This is a genomic window from Agromyces sp. Y182 (assembly GCF_059445385.1).
Map to the genome: position 1 here is coordinate 1,934,796 of NZ_JCAIUF010000001.1, position 16,344 is coordinate 1,951,139.

Annotated in this window: 13 protein-coding genes and 1 tRNA gene; 10 read left to right on the forward strand and 4 right to left on the reverse strand. The window is 66.9% G+C overall.

Annotated elements, in window-relative coordinates; genetic code table 11:
* Positions 1-605 precede the first annotated feature (605 nt).
* The 7 genes from AC1C2R_RS08910 to AC1C2R_RS08940 are packed head-to-tail and all read left to right on the forward strand — an operon-like array spanning position 606 to position 8,350.
* Positions 606-1,775 (forward strand): ROK family transcriptional regulator, encoded by a 1,170-nt coding sequence (locus tag AC1C2R_RS08910; RefSeq protein ID WP_495379687.1) that lies wholly within the window; start codon positions 606-608, stop codon positions 1,773-1,775.
* Positions 1,772-2,950 carry a Gfo/Idh/MocA family protein gene (locus tag AC1C2R_RS08915; RefSeq protein WP_495379688.1) on the forward strand — a complete coding sequence of 393 codons (1,179 nt, stop codon included), beginning with the start codon at positions 1,772-1,774 and terminating at the stop codon, positions 2,948-2,950. Before AC1C2R_RS08910 ends, AC1C2R_RS08915 begins: the two co-directional genes overlap by 4 nt.
* A gap of 57 nt (positions 2,951-3,007) precedes the next feature.
* Positions 3,008-4,312: an ABC transporter substrate-binding protein gene (locus AC1C2R_RS08920; protein WP_495379689.1), complete on the forward strand. Its 1,305-nt coding sequence runs from the start codon at positions 3,008-3,010 to the stop codon at positions 4,310-4,312.
* A 5-nt stretch (positions 4,313-4,317) separates the two neighbouring features.
* Positions 4,318-5,313, forward strand: coding sequence for a carbohydrate ABC transporter permease (locus AC1C2R_RS08925; RefSeq protein WP_495352121.1), 996 nt, complete (start codon positions 4,318-4,320; stop codon positions 5,311-5,313).
* Positions 5,303-6,184, forward strand: a complete 882-nt coding sequence (locus tag AC1C2R_RS08930) for a carbohydrate ABC transporter permease (RefSeq protein ID WP_495352122.1) — start codon at positions 5,303-5,305, stop codon at positions 6,182-6,184. The genes AC1C2R_RS08925 and AC1C2R_RS08930 overlap by 11 nt, the downstream gene beginning before the upstream one ends.
* 34 nt (positions 6,185-6,218) lie before the next feature.
* On the forward strand, positions 6,219-7,268 hold the full coding sequence (locus AC1C2R_RS08935) for a Gfo/Idh/MocA family protein (protein WP_495379690.1): 1,050 nt from the start codon (positions 6,219-6,221) through the stop codon (positions 7,266-7,268).
* Positions 7,265-8,350, forward strand: a complete 1,086-nt coding sequence (locus AC1C2R_RS08940) for a Gfo/Idh/MocA family protein (protein ID WP_495379691.1) — start codon at positions 7,265-7,267, stop codon at positions 8,348-8,350. The genes AC1C2R_RS08935 and AC1C2R_RS08940 overlap by 4 nt, the downstream gene beginning before the upstream one ends.
* Positions 8,351-8,372: 22 nt before the next feature.
* On the opposite strand, the gene AC1C2R_RS08945 is transcribed toward AC1C2R_RS08940, so the two are convergent.
* Entirely contained in the window at positions 8,373-8,798 is a 426-nt protein-coding gene (locus AC1C2R_RS08945) for a VOC family protein (RefSeq protein ID WP_495379692.1), read from the reverse strand.
* 104 nt (positions 8,799-8,902) lie between these two features.
* On the opposite strand from AC1C2R_RS08945, the gene AC1C2R_RS08950 reads away from it, so the two are divergent.
* Positions 8,903-9,970 carry a helix-turn-helix transcriptional regulator gene (locus AC1C2R_RS08950; RefSeq protein WP_495379693.1) on the forward strand — a complete coding sequence of 356 codons (1,068 nt, stop codon included), beginning with the start codon at positions 8,903-8,905 and terminating at the stop codon, positions 9,968-9,970.
* 61 nt (positions 9,971-10,031) lie between these two features.
* On the opposite strand, the gene AC1C2R_RS08955 is transcribed toward AC1C2R_RS08950, so the two are convergent.
* Positions 10,032-10,102 (reverse strand) — tRNA-Gly (locus tag AC1C2R_RS08955).
* 78 nt (positions 10,103-10,180) lie between these two features.
* On the opposite strand from AC1C2R_RS08955, the gene dcd reads away from it, so the two are divergent.
* On the forward strand, positions 10,181-10,786 hold the full coding sequence (gene dcd, locus AC1C2R_RS08960; protein ID WP_495352127.1) for a dCTP deaminase: 606 nt from the start codon (positions 10,181-10,183) through the stop codon (positions 10,784-10,786).
* Positions 10,787-11,058: 272 nt separating this feature from the next.
* Here the strand turns inward: dcd and AC1C2R_RS08965 are convergent, their stop codons facing one another.
* Complete coding sequence (locus AC1C2R_RS08965) at positions 11,059-11,988, reverse strand: alpha/beta hydrolase family protein (RefSeq protein ID WP_495379694.1); 930 nt, start codon at positions 11,986-11,988, stop codon at positions 11,059-11,061.
* 83 nt (positions 11,989-12,071) lie between these two features.
* Here AC1C2R_RS08965 and AC1C2R_RS08970 point away from each other — a divergent pair, with 83 nt between their 5' ends.
* The gene (locus tag AC1C2R_RS08970) at positions 12,072-12,731 is read left to right on the forward strand and encodes a TetR/AcrR family transcriptional regulator (RefSeq protein WP_495379695.1); all 660 of its coding nucleotides are present in this window, start codon (positions 12,072-12,074) and stop codon (positions 12,729-12,731) included.
* A 46-nt stretch (positions 12,732-12,777) separates the two neighbouring features.
* On the opposite strand, the gene AC1C2R_RS08975 is transcribed toward AC1C2R_RS08970, so the two are convergent.
* Entirely contained in the window at positions 12,778-16,065 is a 3,288-nt protein-coding gene (locus tag AC1C2R_RS08975; protein ID WP_495379696.1) for a glycerophosphodiester phosphodiesterase family protein, read from the reverse strand.
* Between the last annotated feature and the right edge of the window lie 279 nt (positions 16,066-16,344).

Below are 16,344 nucleotides of genomic sequence, written 5' to 3' on the forward strand. Positions count from 1 at the left end.
CGGCTTCTCGCTCGATGAAATGGCCCGCCTCAGAAGATCATCGCAGCACGATCGGCGAATGATGGATGTCCCGGGGGCCCTCTCCTGGTCGATCGTCGAGCCGGCCAGGAGAGGGCGCGCGCTGGGTGGGACCTGCCAGCGTCGCCTCGAGCAAAGGGGCCATCGTCGAGGTTCGGTCAGTCGGGTGCAGAACCCACCGTGATGATTGTGCCGCTGTCGGGCGAATTCCGGCACGCCCCAGTTCAGGGTACGAGTTTGGGGCCGCCGGGCCGATGAGGGGATCATCGGCCCGGCCATCGACAACCACGCGGGTAGGGTCGCGGTCCCGTCGATGGCGCACGCACGAGCGAGCGCGTCGTTCAAGGGCGAAGAGCGGTTGGCCCCCTCCTTCTCCTCGTCCGGCCATCACACCGAAGTACTGAGGAGGCTAGGAACCCGAATCGTAGCCGCCGCCGCGGGTGATGGTGGCTTGAGGCTATCACCCGCGGCGGCCGTGATGAAGGGGCAGCGAGGCGAGTTCGACGGTCGGAACAGTTTCGATAGGAGGTTTTGTAACCTGCTACCGTTATCCGCACGCGGCGCCGCTGACGGAGGAGAACGGTCGAATGAACTCGTTTGGTCCAGCTGACATTCGTCGCGCGAATGCGCTCTCCTGCATTCACGTGCTGCGGAGTGCGCCATCGCCGCTGACACTGAGCGACATCGCACAGAGAACCGGGCTGTCACGTCCGACAGTCGATGCCGTCATCGCCGCATTCGAGCAGCGAGGTGTCGTCGCGAGCTACGCGGCCGACGGTGCATCCAGTGGCGGGGGGCGGCCTGCACGCCGCTTCGTGTTGGAGGCGACGAGTTCGCTCGTCGCCGGCATCGACGCAGGACCGCGGAACGTTCGCGTGCTCATCGCAGATCTCAGGGGTCGAGTGATCGCCCGTGTCGAGCGCAGCTTCGAGGGATCCCCCGAGAGCGGGGAACGTCTGCGAATCGTCGGCGACACGGTCGTGCAGGCCCTGGAAGCGACCGGGCTTCCCGGCACGCGTCTGCGCGCGGCGTGCATCGCAGTGTCGGGAATCCTCGGCGATGACGGGCGACTCGCCCACAGCATCGCCGTGCCCGCATGGAACGGTCTCGCGATCGCCGACGAGCTCGGCGCCCGTCTCGCGTGCGCCGCGTTCCTCGAGAACGACATCAAGCTCGCCGCCTTCGCCGAACATCACATGGGTGCCGCGCAATCGGCGCCGAACATCCTCTACATCCAGACCGGCAACCGGGTCTCCCTGGCGCTGACCTTCGACGGCCAGATCTTCCAGGGCGCGCACAACAGCTCGGGTGAGGTCGGCAGCTTGCGCGGCATGCGGTGGGCCAGCAACTCGGTGAAGGGTCAACTCACGTGGAAGAGCGCCGACACCGCGGAAGGCGTCTTCGCGAAGGCGCTCGATGGTGACACGGCCGCGCTCGACGAGGTGCGCACGTTCACGAAGGAGATCGCTCCGCTCATCACGACGGTGAGCCTCGCCGTGGACCCTGCTCTCATCGTCGTCGGAGGCGGCCTCTCGCACTCCGCCGACCTGTTCGTCGACATGCTGAGCGCTGAGATCCACCACCTCAGCGTGCTCGCCGACAAGCCCCCCGTGGTGGCGTCCCCACTGGGGTCGATGGGAACAGCGCTCGGAGCGCTCGCACTCGCATTCCAGAAATCATCCACCCGGCTCTTCGGAATCTCAGGAGTCCCCGTGCCCGACATCACGACGCCGACCGAGGTGAATGAGACCGTATGAGCACCGCACTCCGAGTCGGACTCGTCGGCGTCGGCGCGAGAGCGAGCATCGGCCGGTGGGTGACGGGGCAGGGCACCGCCGCAGAGCTCACCGTCGTCGCCGACGTTCGCCCCGAGGCCGAAGCGCGCGCTCACTCGCTCTTCGGCGACGGCATCGCCTTCGTCACCGACTACCGGCAGTTCGCAGAGCACGACCTCGACGCCGCCGTCATCACGACGCCCGACGACGCCCACGCCGACGTCGCGGAGTTCCTGTTGCGCGCCGGAATCGCCGTCTACCTCGAGAAGCCGCTCGCGATCAGCCTCGCGGAATGCGATCGCATCCTCGCTGCAGCCCATGAGTCGGGAAGCAAGCTGTACGTCGGTCACAACATGCGTCACATGAGCGTCGTGCGCACCCTGCGCGACGTCGTGCAGAGCGGGGTCATCGGCGAGGTGAAGGCCATCTGGTGCCGGCACTTCGTCGGCAACGGCGGCGACTACTACTTCAAGGACTGGCACGCCGAGCGCAGCCGTGTCGGCAGCCTCCTGCTGCAGAAGGGCGCCCACGACATCGACGTGATCCATTGGCTCGCTGGCGCCTACACCGAGCTCGTCACGGGCATGGGCGACCTCATGATCTATGGTGACGTCACCTCACGCCGAGACAACGCCGACCGTCTCATGGGCGACTGGTTCAGCTACGACAACTGGCCTCCGCAGGAGCAGACCGATCTCAATCCCGTCATCGACGTCGAAGACATCTCGATGATCCAGATGCGGCTCGCCAATGGCGTGCTCGCCTCGTACCAGCAGTGTCATTTCACGCCCGATTACTGGCGCAACTACACGATCATCGGTACGCACGGGCGGGCCGAGAACTTCGGCGACTCATCAGGGGGCGTCGTGCGCGTGTGGAACGAGCGCCACGAATACCAGGAGCACGGCGACCTGGAGTTTCCGATCGACGGTGACGATGCAGGTCATGGTGACGCCGACCAGCTGACCATGGCCGAGTTCCTGCGGTTCGTGCGCGACGGCGGTGCGACCGAGACGTCGCCTGTCGCCGCCAGGCAGGCCGTCGCGACCGGGGTCACCGCCGCCGAGTCGCTGCGGGACGGATCGAAGCCGCGAGTCATCGCCCCGCTCCCCGTCGAAGTGCAGCAGTACTTCGACCGGCATCAGGTCCGAGGCTGATCGACCGGCACGCGGTCGACGGCGCGGTCGGGTGTTCCATCCCATGAACGAACGAAAGTGAGAAGCCTCATGCGGTTCCTGAAAATAGGCATCGGCGTCGCGGCGATCGCCGTGCTGCTGTCCGGTTGCGCGTCGGGCGCGGATTCCGGCTCCAGCGAGATCGACGTCAATGCCGACCCCGCCGATGTCACCGGCGACGTTTCCTATGGCATCTGGGATGTCAACCAGCAGCCGGCGATGGAGGCGCTCATCGCCGACTTCAACGAGACCTATTCGAACGTGGATGTCTCCATCGAGCTGACGGCGTACCCGCAGTACTTCACCAAACTGCAGACCCAGGGGGCATCCGGGACTCTGCCCGACGTCTTCTGGATGAATGGGCCGAACTTCCAGCTCTTCGCCTCCAACGGCCTGTTGGCCCCGCTCGAGCCGTTCGAAGAGGCGAAGGTGTTGGACCCGGCCGACTACCCCGAGGCGATGAACGACATCTACACGCTCGACGGCGTGCAGTACGGCGTGCCGAAGGACTTCGACACGATCGCCGTCTTCTACAACCGCGACATCCTTGCGCGCGCCGGCGTCGCCGAACCGACGTCCGACTGGACGTGGGACGAATACCATGCGGCCGCGAAGCAGATCAGCGACACGTTGGGCGGCGAGGGGATCATCGGCTCGGGTGACAACTTCGACACTCAGGCGATGGTCTACCCCTCCATTCTGAGCAACGGCGGAAGCATCATCTCCGACGGGGAGTCGGGCTACGACGACCCGAAGTCGATCGAAGCACTGCAGTTCTGGGCGGACATGGTCGCAGACGGGTCCATGCTCACTCCCGCGCAGAATGCCGACACCACGGGCCTGACGAGGTTCACGAACGGGCAGGCCGGCATGATGTGGAGCGGCAACTGGCAGGTCTCCGCGTTGCTGGATTCCGTCATCAAAGACGATGTGACCGCGATCGAACTGCCGCTCTCGCCCTCGGGTGATCGCCAAACGGTCATTCACGGCATCGGCAACGTGCTCAACGCGAAGTCCGCCGGCGACCCTGCAGCGCAGGCGTTCCTCACCTACCTCGGCTCGGAGCAGGCCGCCATCATCCAGGCCGAGCTCGGTGTGGCGAACCCTGCGTTCAACGGCACCCAGCAGGCCTTCGTCGACTCGGCTCCCGAGTACAACCTCCAGATCTTCGAGGATGCTGCGACGGACTATGCCCAGGCGTACCCGGTCTCGAAGAATACGAGCGCCTGGAACAAGCTCGAGACCGAGCTGCTGCCCGAGGCCTACTCGGGTGACCGCCCCGTCGACGAGGTCGCGCAGGACCTTGCGGAGCAGATGAACGAAGCCCTCGCCAAGGAGAAGTAGGAGCGATGGCCTCGACGAGGAATGGGGTGGGCGTCGCCACGGCGCCCGCCCCGGTGCCGGGAGCATCTCCCGTCGCACCCACGCCTGCGGGTGCATCCGTGCCGGCACCCGAGGCGCGCCCGCGCCGGTCGGTCGACGGGTACTGGCCGCTCCTGTTCGTACTCCCGCTGTTCGTCGGCGTCGCCGCGTTCTACCTCTGGCCGCTCCTGCAGTCCTTCTACTTCAGCTTCACCGAGTGGGGCGTGTTCGGCGGAACGACCTGGACGGGGCTGGACAACTACGTCCGCCTCTTCAGCGACCCCAAGGTGTTGCGCTCGATCCTGAATACCGTCATCTACACCGCGATCCTCCTGCTGGGCATTCCGATCGCAACCGTCTTCGCGAGCTTGCTGAACCGCCCCGGCCTGAAGTTCGCGATGGTGTACCGCACGTGCTTCTTCCTTCCCTACGTTGCGATGCCCACTGCCATCTCGATGGTGTGGAAGATCATCTACAACCAGGACTACGGCGTCATCAATTCAGCGCTGCGCGTCTTCGGAATCGAAGGCCCAGCGTGGATCGCCACGGAGTGGTTCGCACTGATCGCGGTCGCCGTGCTCGGACTCTGGATGTCCATCGGCTTCAACATGATCGTGCTCTCCGCCGGCCTCAAGGGCATCCCCGCTGAGCTCTACGAGGCATCGTCGATCGACGGAGCGACGCAGACCAAGCAGTTCTTCTCGATCACGGTGCCCCTCCTGACCCCGTCGATCTTCTTCCTGTCGGTGATGACGCTCATCTCCGGCTTCCAGCTGTTCGACCTGCTGTACGCGCTCCTCGGGCCGACCAACCCCGTCATGCCCAAGACGCAGTCGCTCGTCTTCATGTTCTACGACGCGGCATTCCTCACGAACGAGAAGGGGTACGCCTCCGCCATCGCCATGTTCGTGCTGGTGATCATCGCGGTGGTCACCTACCTGCAGTTCAAGCTTCAGCGGAAGTGGGTTCACTATGTCGACTGAGACCTTCGCCCTCTCGACCGGTCGTCGCGGAACCCGCGCGACGACCGGCCGGATCAATCACGGAAGCAACTGGCTCGCACACACGATCCTGATCATCGTCTCGCTGCTGATGCTGTTCCCCTTCATCTGGCAGATCAAGCTGTCGATCTCCACCGAGGCGGAGATCATGGCGATCCCGCCGAACTTCTGGCCATCGGGAGTCGAGTGGCAGAATTACGTCGAAGTCTTCCAGCGGCTTCCGTTCCTCAGCCAGTTCTGGGTCTCCCTCGCGGTCACCGCGCTGCGCACCGTGGCACAGGTCATCCTGTGCTCGATGGCGGGCTACGCCTTCGCGCGAATGCAGTTCAGGTTCAAGGGGCTCCTGCTGGGCCTGATCCTGTCGATCCTCATGGTTCCCGGACAGGTCTACCTGATCCCGCAGTACCAGATCGTGCAGAATCTCGGTCTGTTGGACACGATCTTCGGAATCGCACTGCCCGGTCTGTTCAGCGCGTTCGGGACGTTCCTGATGGTGCAGTACTTCAGGACGATGCCGCGGGAACTCGAACAGGCCGCACGCCTCGACGGATGCAACAGCTGGCAGATCTTCTGGCAGGTCATGCTCCCCTTGGCCAAGCCCGGAATGGTCTCGCTCGCGATCATCACGATCCTCGCCTCGTGGAACGATCTGCTCTGGCCGCTCGTCGTCGCCAGCACACCGGAATCCATGCCGCTCTCCGTCGGGCTGGCCACCCTCCAGGGGTATCGCGCCAGCGTGCACACCGGCGTCTTGATGGCGGCATCGCTGCTGGCGATGGCGCCCGTGCTCATCTCCTTCATCGTGCTCCAACGCCGCGTCGTCGAGGGCATCGCCTTCTCCGGCCTCAAATAGACCCCCTCCTGCTCGAACTCGAAAGGCACCACCCATGCAGTACGCGGAATCGTCGGCAGCCGAATCCCCCGCACTCGTCGTCGGTCTCATCGGCGCAGGCGGCATCTCCCGCGTGCACGCCCCCGCGTGGAAGGAGATGGGCGCGCACGTCCTGGTCCATTCGCAGCAAGGGGCTGAGGCGCTCGCCGAGCAGTTCGACCTGGAGGTCGTCGCGAGCTACGACGAAGCCCTTCGCCGTGCCTCGATCATCGACATCGTGACGCCGACGCCGTCCCATGAGGAGATCGCCCTGGCCGCGATCGCCGCGGGTAAGCACATCGTCTGCGAGAAGCCCCTCACGCTCACGGCGGAGTCGTCGCGCTCGGTGTACGAGGCGGCCGAACGCGCGGGTGTGCAGATCTACCCCGCGCACGTCGTGCGCTTCACCGCGCCGTACGCTGCCGCGCACCGCGCGGTGACATCCGGTGACATCGGACGGGTCGCCGTCGCGCGCTTCTTCAGGGAGGCATCCAGCCCCGCCATCGGCACCTGGTTCCAGGATCTGAAGGCCTCGGGCGGCATCATCATGGACCTCATGCTCCACGACCTCGACCAGGCCCGGTGGACCTGCGGAGAGGTGCTCACCGTCTTCGCGGTGCAGAACCCACCGACGGTCGACGATGTCGTGCCGTCGTTCGTGTCTGCACACGTCACACTCACGCATGCGGGCGGTGCGATCTCGCACATCCACGCGACGTGGGGTGCGACGGGCACGAAGTTCAAGACGGGCTTCTCGATTGCGGGGGAGGAGGGCGTGCTGCGCTACTCGTCGCTGGAGAACACGGGTCTGACGCCCGAGCTGCAAGGGGAATCCGATGGCGATCTCACCATTCCGACGACCAGCCTGCGGGAGAGCCCGTATCTCACCGAGATCCGCGAGTTCACTCTGGCGTTCCACGGCGGGCCCGCCCCGCGCGTGAACGCGGAAGACGGCGCCTTCGCCGTCTACCTCGCCGAGGCCGCACAGGAGTCGGTGTCGACAGGCGAGGTCGTGACCATGTCGGAATTCAGCACGAGGTCGGCACGACAGGAGAATGCAGCGTGACCACGACGAAGCCGAAGAAGCCCCTGAAGATCGCGATCGCGTCCTTCGCCCATGTGCACGCTGCCGGTTATGCGCAAGCGCTCCTGGCGCTCGACGTCGAGGTGATGGCCAGCGACCCGGATGGCGCGGCTGCACCCGATGCAGCACCGCGCGGCCCCGAACTCGCCGCGAAGATCGGCGTCCCGTACGCCGATGACTACGACGCGTTGTTCGCATGGGAGCCCGACGCCGTCGTCGTGACGAGCGAGAACGTGCACCACCGCGCACTCGTGGAGCGCGCGGCATCCGAGGGTGTTCACGTCTTGTGCGAGAAGCCGCTCGCGACGGAGGTGGCCGATGGGCAGGCGATGATCGACGCCTGCGAAGCCGCCGGCGTCATCCTGATGGTGGCCTACCCGGTGCGGTTCGCCCCGCAGTTCGCGGCGCTGCGTCATGCCGTCGATTCAGGTCGCCTCGGTGAGCCCTTCGCGATCGTCGGCACGAACAACGGGAAGATCCCGATCGATTCGCGGCAGTGGTTCACCGACCGGGGGCTGGCTGGCGGCGGCGCGCTCGTCGATCACGTCGTGCACTGCGCCGACCTGATCGACGCGCTCACCGGCGGTGTACGAGCCGAATCTGTGTACGCCGTGGCGAACAACATCCTGCATTCCGAGAAGAACGTGTCTGTGGAGACGGGCGGGCTGGTGACGATCACCTACGCCGGCGGACTCATCGCGACGATCGACTGCTCCTGGAGCCAGCCCGACACCGCTCAGAACTGGGGCGGAGTCTCGTTGAAGGTCACGGGCACGCGCGGCTCGGTCGAGATCGAGCCGTTCGCAGAGCACGTCGGCGGCATCGGTGTGCATGGCGGCATCCGTCTCGGCTATGCAACGGATCTCGACGCGCTCCTGCTGAAGGAATTCCTCGGCGCGGTGCGCAGCAGCGGCGAAGCCGTGCCGGGGCGCGCCCCGGTTGCGCAGCCCCAGCCCGACGGCGGTGCGGGACTGCGCACCCTCGAGATCGTCGATGCAGCGCGGCGTTCTGCGGCGGCGGGAGTGCCCGTCACAGCGCAGCGCCAAGAGGCGCTGCAGGTGTGAAGACCATCCTGGATGCGTCAGGTCAGGCCGCGCTCCAGGGCACCTCGACGTCGAGCACCCAGGTGACGCCGAAGCTGTCCTCGAGCATGCCGTAGAGCGGCGCCCACTGCGCCTCGGCGAGCGGCACGACGACCCTCGAGCCATCGACGAGCTTCGACCAGTACCCGGCGATCTGGGAAGCGTCCGCACCGCGGACCGAGACGAAGACCGGGATCACGCCCGGCTCGAAGTTGGTGTGCGACGGGACGTCGTACGCCATGACGCTGAACCCGGCATCGGAGACGACCTGCCCCCACATCACCTGATCGGCCTCGGCGGGCTCGGTCACGTTGTGAGCGTCGGCGTACGTGACGGCGGTCAGCCGGCCCCCGAAGACGCTCTGGTAGAAGTCCAGCGCCGCGCGAGCCTCGCCGCGGAAGTTGAGGTGCGTGGTGGTGTTGATGGTCATGTCTGCTCCTTGCTGACGTTGCGCCGAGGCGTTCTCCCGGACAACAGTCACTCTCGCAGGAGTAGAGGTCAGTTCATGTCCTCTACTTTGAATAGCATCAACGCATGGCCTCGACGACGTCGCGATTGCTCCTGCTGCTCTCGCTCCTGCAGACGCGAAGGGACTGGTCGGGTCACGACCTCGCCGAACGGCTGGAGATCAGTCCCAGGACGGTGCGACGCGACGTCGATCGACTCCGCGAGTTGGGGTACCGCATCCGGGCAGTCAAGGGACCCGACGGCGGGTACCGGCTCGATGCCGGAACCGAGCTCCCGCCGCTGCTGTTCGACGACGACCAGGCGATCGCGCTCGCCGTTGCCCTTCAGGCTGCCACCGTGACCGGAGCAGGCATCGAAGAAGCATCCGTGCGCGCTCTGACGACGGTGCGTCAGGTGATGCCATCTCGTCTCCGTCATCGTCTTGATGCCCTGCAGTTCACGGCCATTCCCGGTGCGGCGCACGACGCTGCCGCGTCAGTCTCACCCGAGGTGCTCGTCACCCTCTCCACAGCAATCCGCGCCCGCGAAGTCCTTCGCTTCGACTACGCCGGTCACGGCGCCCGCGTCGGCCACGTCGACCCATTGCCCTCTCGACGTGTGGAACCGCACCATGTCGTCACTTCCCACGGACGTTGGTACCTGGTCGCCTGGGACCTCGAGCACGACGACTGGCGCATCTTCCGCGCCGATCGGATCACTCCACGAACGCCGACGGGCCCCCGCTTCTCTCCGCGCGAGGTTCCTGGCGGCGACGTGAGCGCCTTCGTGTCGGCACGGTTCAAGGGATCCGACCAGGTGAACGCGTGGCCCTGCACGGGCAAGGTCATCATCAACCTGCCGGCGAGCGCTGTTCTTCCCTTCGCCGGCGAGGGAATCGTCGAGGACCTCGGGCCCGACCGATGCAGCCTCGAAGCTGGATCGTGGTCATGGGTATCGCTCGCCGCAGCATTCGGCCGCTTCGATGCCGACATCGAAGTGGTCACCCCGCCCGAGCTTTCGGCCGCGTTCGGCCAGCTTTCCAGCCGTTTCGCCGCGGCAGCGCTCGGTGCGACCGGGTGCGTGGCGGGTGGGCCGAGTGCGGGCCATGAGAGTGCGTTTCCGAGTGCCACGAGTGCCACGAGTGCGCAAATTTGAGGCACGAAAGGGTCTGAATTCGTGTGCTGAACTCCCGCGGAATTCCGGGGGAGCTCGACGGAGCGGATGACGGGAATCGAACCCGCGCTATCAGCTTGGGAAGCTGAAGTTCTACCATTGAACTACATCCGCACGCGGCATCCGCTGGCCGCACGAGGCGGTCGGCGTAGCAACGCATGCCATCCTAGCAAGCGTTGCTACGCTGTCACCGTGCTTCTCTCGGATCGCGACATCAGGGCCGAACTCGACCGCGAACGCATCCGTTTGGAGCCGTACGAACCGGGCATGATCCAGCCGGCGTCGATCGATGTGCGGCTCGACCGGTACTTCCGGCTGTTCGACAACCACAAGTACCCGTTCATCGACCCGGCCGAAGACCAGCCCGAGCTGACCCACCTCATCGAGGTGCGGCCCGACGAGGCGTTCATCCTGCACCCGGGGGAGTTCGTGCTCGCGTCGACGTACGAGGCGGTCACCCTGCCAGACGATGTCGCGGCGCGGCTCGAGGGCAAGAGCTCGCTCGGGCGTCTGGGCCTGCTCACCCACTCGACGGCCGGATTCATCGACCCCGGATTCACGGGGCACGTCACGCTCGAGCTCTCGAACGTCGCGACCCTGCCGATCAAGCTCTGGCCGGGCATGAAGATCGGCCAGATGTGCTTCTTCCGGCTGTCGTCGCCGAGTGAGCGGCCGTACGGCTCGGCCGAGTACAGCTCGCGCTACCAAGGTCAGCGGGGCCCGACGGCGTCGCGCTCGTTCCACAACTTCCACCGCACGGATGTCGGTGCCACCGACGCCGGCTCGCAGGGCAGCTGACGCTCGCCCGAAGAGATCCGCGATTCAGGCAAGAGTCACGCGCTCAGGCCGGAATCGGGAGAACTCGCCTGACCAGCGGCCTGTTGCCTGAATCGGCGTCGAAGTGGCATCGGCGGGAGTTCAGAGGAGCAGCGGGACGGCGGCGACGACCATCTCGGTCGCTGTGGGCGAGCCTGCACGGCCTGACGATGCTGCAACGTACCCGTCGCGTCCCAGGCGACGGCGAGGACCGCCTCGCGGTGCTGCTCGCCCTGATCGCAAGCTGAGCCGTGTCAGCCGGCCGCCGCCACTGAGTGCTCGCCGGGCTGAGCGAGCGTCGCGTCGGGTGCGCTGAGCTCCGCGGCGGCCGCGAGCATGAACGCCATGGTGGCGTCGAGAGTCGCATCGGCGCGCAGTATCCGGTTGTGGCCGAGGCCGTCGGTGGGCACGAGCCGCGCCGAGTCGCCGTTCGCCTGGAGCAGTCGCTCGGATTCCGAGAACGGCACCCGCCGGTCGCCCCGGTCATGCACGAGCAGCAAGGGGGTGGCGTCGGGCAGCGGATGCCGCACGGCCGAGTAGCGCTCGAACGGGCCGGGACGGCCGCGGAAGACGCGTGCGGCGAATCGCCGGGCGAGCGCATCGCGCGTGGGGTGGTCGAGGCCGACCATCTCGCCGAACAGGTCGACGAAGATGCGCGGATCGGCGGCCCCGGCGATCGAGACGACTCGGTTCGCCTCGATGCCGTCGTGCACGGCCATGAGCGCGGCGAGCGAGCCGAACGAGTGGCCGACGATCGCGTGCCAAGGCCCTTCGCGACGGGTGAGTTCGTCGATGATGTCGAGGTGGTCGACCAGGTACGTGCCGCGCCCGGGGGAGTCGCCGTTCGCCGGCGCGTCGAACGCGAGCACCCGGAAGCCTTCGCTGCGGAGTTCGCGGACGAGCAGCGCGAACACGCTGGCCCGCGACTGCCATCCGTGCGCGAGCAGCACGGTGCGCTCGCCCGCGCCCCACTCGTAGGTGACGATGTCGACGCCGGTGCCGCGAATGCCGGGAATGCGCACTGTGCCGCGCCGGGCGGCCCGATGCGTCGCGAGGTCGGCGGGGGCGACGGGGGTGCGCCGGCCGACCCGCATGAAGAGTGGGAGCGCGAGGGCGGCCCCGGCTTCGGGGGACACCGGCGCGACGGCGCGGATACCGGTGGCGATGACGGATGCAGCGGACATCGAATCTCCTCGAACGAGCATGAGCCCAACAGTACGAACGGTCGTACGTACACTATACGAACGATCGTGCGTACAATCAAGACATGATCGAGACCGACGGACGACGAGCTCGCGGAGACGAATCACGCCGCCTCGTGCTCGACCGCGCCGTCGACCTCGCATCCGTCGGAGGTCTCGACGGCCTCTCCATCGGCCGTCTCGCCGAAGCCGCGCACGTGAGCAAGAGCGGCGTCGCGACGCTCTTCGGCACGAAGGAGCGCCTGCAGCTCGCCGCCGTCGAAGCCGCCCGCTTGCGGTTCATCGCCACGGTCATCGAGCCGGCGCGGGTGCAGCCCAGAGGCATCCGTCGTATCGTCGCCCTACTCGACGGGTGGATCGCCTACTCACGTGGTCGCGTCTTCACCGGCGGATGCTTCTTCGCCGCCACCGCAGCGGAGTTCGACGCGAAGCCGGGTCCGGTGCGTGATGCACTCGCCGCGGCACTCGATGACTGGAGCGGTTACCTGACCGCCTCGTTCGCGTATGCGGTCGCGCAGGGTGAAGTCGACGACGCCGAAGAGCCCGAGCAGTTCGCGTTCGAGGCCACGGCACTGCTCGATGCGGCGAACACCCGTTCGGTGATGAGCGGCTCGAACGAGCCGTACGTGCTCGGCCGGCGGGCCCTCGTAGCCCGGCTGCGCAGCGCTGGTGCGGATGCCGCGGTGCTCGCGCTGCTCGCCGACGTCGACGACCTCGCCGCCTGACGGCTGCGCGGCCCGCGTGCCCGAGCACGCGAGCCGCGCTTGTCGATCAGCCGAGCTTCTTCCAGGCGCTCAACTTTCCGCCGGGGCGGTTCCCGCGGGTCAGATGCTTCGCCTCGTAGCGCTCACCCTCGTGGATCACGACGTCGCCGCGATGGAAGATGCGGGTCGCGGTCCACACGGCGGTGCCGTCCTCGGCGTTCACCATCTCCTGCCAGGCGCCGAGGATCCTCCTGCTGCCCGGTTCCTCGAGGGCCGTGGGCCGTGCGGCCTGCCAGATCGAGCCGTCGTGGAAGACCCGGTCCCCGGAGCGGTAGCGGTGCTTGCGCTCCCAATCGTTCGGGAGCACTGTGACGTCGATCGGCTCGGAGTAGATCCGGTAGGACAGCGGGCCGGCCTTGCGATCGATCGATACGTCAGCAGCGAGCACCACCTGCGCGACGCCTTCCTTCGTGGCGACGACGTCTCCGTTGCGCTCGCCGAGGGCGTCACCGTTGAGCAGCACGACGCTGCACTCCTGCTCGGCCGAACCCTTGACCGCCAGTGCGGTGCAGCTGGAGTCGAAGGAATCGCCGATCGCGAGCGAGCGCGCGGCCGGGCTCACGGCGTACTGGATGTCGGAGGCCCAGCGCGGGTCGTCGTCGAGGCTCGCCACCGCGCCGAAGCGGGTGATCATGAACTCGTCGAAGGCGGCCTCGTTGGACTTGGTCGACAACCACGACAGCAGCCCGCGGGCGGCGAGCTTGTAGTAGAAGCCCCAGTCCTGTGCCACGGGGTAGGAGTAGGGAAGCGGCTGGTAGTTGATCGGTGCCGTGATCTCGAGCAGGGTCCGCAGCGCGTCCTCCTCATCCGTCGTCGACAGCGGGTCCGAAGCCGATCCCAACGCGAACGACACGTGCGGGACCGTCGCCGGAGTGAAGTTGGTCGTCTGGCCGACGCTGGCGAACACGACGACCTGGTCGTACATGTCGTACTGCGCGAGCAGTTCGTTGATCCGTGCCGCCATCGCCGCCGTGGTGATGTTGATGTGCATCGTGAAGACGAAATCCTCGCCCTGGAACGCGGCCAATGCCTGCTCCAGAGTGGGGATCTTGTCGGAGTAGCCGCCCGCGACGACGTCCATCGCCGTCAGCTCTGCCGTCGTGTACGACGTGAGCGCGCCGGTCCGGCCGGGAACGGTCCGGTCGACGGTGGTGTCGTGCATCAACACGACCTCGCCGTCCTTCGACATGCGCAGGTCGACCTCGGCGATGTTCACGCCGGCTTCCTGCATCTTGCGGAAGCCGAGGACGGTGTTCTCGGGGTAGGCGGAGGTGCCGGCGAATCCACGGTGACCGATGGCGAGCGGCTTGCCGCTCACGGTGGGTGCGGTGATGCCTGCGTAGACGCCGGTCGCGAGGGCGGGCTCGGTCACGACGCCGTTGTAGCCGGCGGCGATGGCGCGGTGCACGCCGGCGGCGTCAGCGGCGTATGCCCAGACCGTGTTCATCCGGGCGTTGAAGTAGACGATGTCGTCGCTGTCGGTGCCCTCTGGCAGCAGCAGCACGTTGGCGAGGTGGTCGTCGGCCAGTCGCTTGGCCGCCTTGCGCTCCTCGTTGGTGGTGGTCGGGCCGTCGTACTCCAGCACGCCGCGGATCGAGGGCGCTTCCTCGCGGGCCTGCCGCACCAGTGCCGCGTCGTCGGAGACCACGAAGGCGTCGGCGATCGCGGCGCTGTCGAGGTAGGACGCCACGGTGCTCGCCTCGTCGCTGGAGTCCACACGGAAGGCCGGGATCACCCGGTCGTCGTGGGCCTGGAACCAGTCCTCGAGGTCCAGCCCCGGCTCGACCTCGAGCAACTGGACCGCGGGGGTGTCGTCGCCGGCCGCGGCGAGCATCGCGGCGTGGCCGGCGTCGCCGATGATCGTCGGCGGGTTCACGATCCCCGTCTCGGGCACGTTGATCTCGGCGACGCTGAAGGTGGCCTCCTCGGAATCGGTGAGCGGACGCACGACGATGTTGTCGAGCCAGACGTCCACGGCGGAACCGTTGTTCGTCATCAGGCCGATGGTGCCTGCGAGATGCTGGGCCGGGATGTTGCTGATCGTCAGGAGGCGCTGGAAGTCGCCGAGTTCGCCGTTTGCGTCGTACCAGGCGACCGAGTAGGTGGCGGCGTTGCCGCTGACGAGGACACGCATCCGGATCGGCTCGCCGGCGACGAGTCCACGCTCGACGGCGGTCCGGTTGACGCCGCTCACGTCGTTGACCCAGCCGCCGTCGTACCCGTTGAGCGCTGCGAGCTTGTCGATGCCGAGGCTGGCCTTCTGGAAGCTGGTGCCGCTCGTGACCCGGTAGAGAAGCCCGCCCCAGCCCGCGTCGGTGTTCTGACCGTAGTCGGCCTCGACGACGTAGTTCTGCCAGCCGGCGCCCGGTTCGTAGTGCAGGGTGTCGTAGCCGCTGCCGCTCAGGTGCAGTCGGCCGTCACGGATGGCTGCTGTGCTTGATGCCTTCTTCTGGGTGAAGACCCAGCCGCTCTCGGGGTTCGCGCCGGGCGCCAACTCGGTGTCGGGGCCGTCGAAGGTCTCGTCGAGCTCCGGCGTGGTGTCGATCTCGGGGAGATCGCGGACCTCGATGTTGTCCAGCCAGGCCTCGGTGACGGGGTAGTTGGTGCTGTTGACCATCAATCCGATCGAGCCGAGGGCATGGGTGCCTGGGATGTTGTTGATCGACATCAGCGTCGTGAACTCGCCGAGGCTGCCGTCGGCCCCGTACCGCGCGATCTCGAGCGTCGAGGTGCCCCCGCGCACGGTGACTCGCATCCGGAGCGGGACGTTCTGCTCGAGGGACTCCGAGGTGGAGACCCGGTTGACCCCGGCGACGTCGTTGACCCAGCCATTGCGGTAGCCGTTGAGCGAGGCGTTGCCGGTGTAGCCGAGGCCGGCCTTCTGGAAGCTGGTTCCGTCCGCGACGCGGTAGAGCAGGCCACCGAACCCGGTGGCGGTCGCCTGACCGAAGTCGGCCTCGAGGATGTAGTCCTGCCACTGCGAGCCACCGTTGTAGTTGACGGTGTCGTAGTGGTTGCCCTCGAGGTAGAGCCGACCGTCGCGGATCTCGGCGGTGCTGTCGGCCGCGTTCTTCGTGAACCGCCAGCCGATGTCGGCATTGTCTCCGGAGGCGAGCGCCTGGTCGGCGAACTCGAAGTCCTCGGTGTAGAGCACGGCGTCGCCTGGAGCGGCTGCGCCGGCTTCGACAGCCCCGACCGGTGCCGCGTCGGCAGCTGTCGGGGCTACCAGAAGCAAGCCCGTGGCCAGACTCAGGGTGGTGGCACTCGAGATGAGCACACGCTTGATGTTGTGCATGGGGCAGATGGCCCTTTCGGTGGCAGGAAGTCGGACGGCGAGCTCGGCGCCTTCGCCACCATCCATCGAGTCAGCACCGGGTGAACTGCGGTGCAACGGCTGCTGAACGTCGGGTCAGGTCACGACGACGAGCTTCCCTGCAGGGCTCACCGCGGCCGCGCGGGTATCCCATGCTCCGCGTCGCTCGTCGGGCGGGCGATCCATCGGCACGTGCAACGACGAGGGGCCCGCTTCGAAGCGGACCCCTCGTGAGGTGGAGCTGGGGCGGCTGACACGCCG

What these genes read in the sequence shown, in the direction of transcription:
- AC1C2R_RS08930 (WP_495352122.1), top strand. Translation starts at nt 5,303, where the DNA reads ATGTCGACTGAGACCTTCGCCCTCTCGACCGGTCGTCGCGGAACCCGC.
- AC1C2R_RS08910 (WP_495379687.1), top strand. Translation starts at nt 606, where the DNA reads ATGAACTCGTTTGGTCCAGCTGACATTCGTCGCGCGAATGCGCTCTCC.
- AC1C2R_RS08915 (WP_495379688.1), top strand. Translation starts at nt 1,772, where the DNA reads ATGAGCACCGCACTCCGAGTCGGACTCGTCGGCGTCGGCGCGAGAGCG.
- AC1C2R_RS08935 (WP_495379690.1), top strand. Translation starts at nt 6,219, where the DNA reads ATGCAGTACGCGGAATCGTCGGCAGCCGAATCCCCCGCACTCGTCGTC.
- AC1C2R_RS08970 (WP_495379695.1), top strand. Translation starts at nt 12,072, where the DNA reads ATGATCGAGACCGACGGACGACGAGCTCGCGGAGACGAATCACGCCGC.
- AC1C2R_RS08950 (WP_495379693.1), top strand. Translation starts at nt 8,903, where the DNA reads ATGGCCTCGACGACGTCGCGATTGCTCCTGCTGCTCTCGCTCCTGCAG.
- AC1C2R_RS08965 (WP_495379694.1), bottom strand. Translation starts at nt 11,988, where the DNA reads ATGTCCGCTGCATCCGTCATCGCCACCGGTATCCGCGCCGTCGCGCCG.
- AC1C2R_RS08945 (WP_495379692.1), bottom strand. Translation starts at nt 8,798, where the DNA reads ATGACCATCAACACCACCACGCACCTCAACTTCCGCGGCGAGGCTCGC.
- AC1C2R_RS08975 (WP_495379696.1), bottom strand. Translation starts at nt 16,065, where the DNA reads ATGCACAACATCAAGCGTGTGCTCATCTCGAGTGCCACCACCCTGAGT.
- AC1C2R_RS08925 (WP_495352121.1), top strand. Translation starts at nt 4,318, where the DNA reads ATGGCCTCGACGAGGAATGGGGTGGGCGTCGCCACGGCGCCCGCCCCG.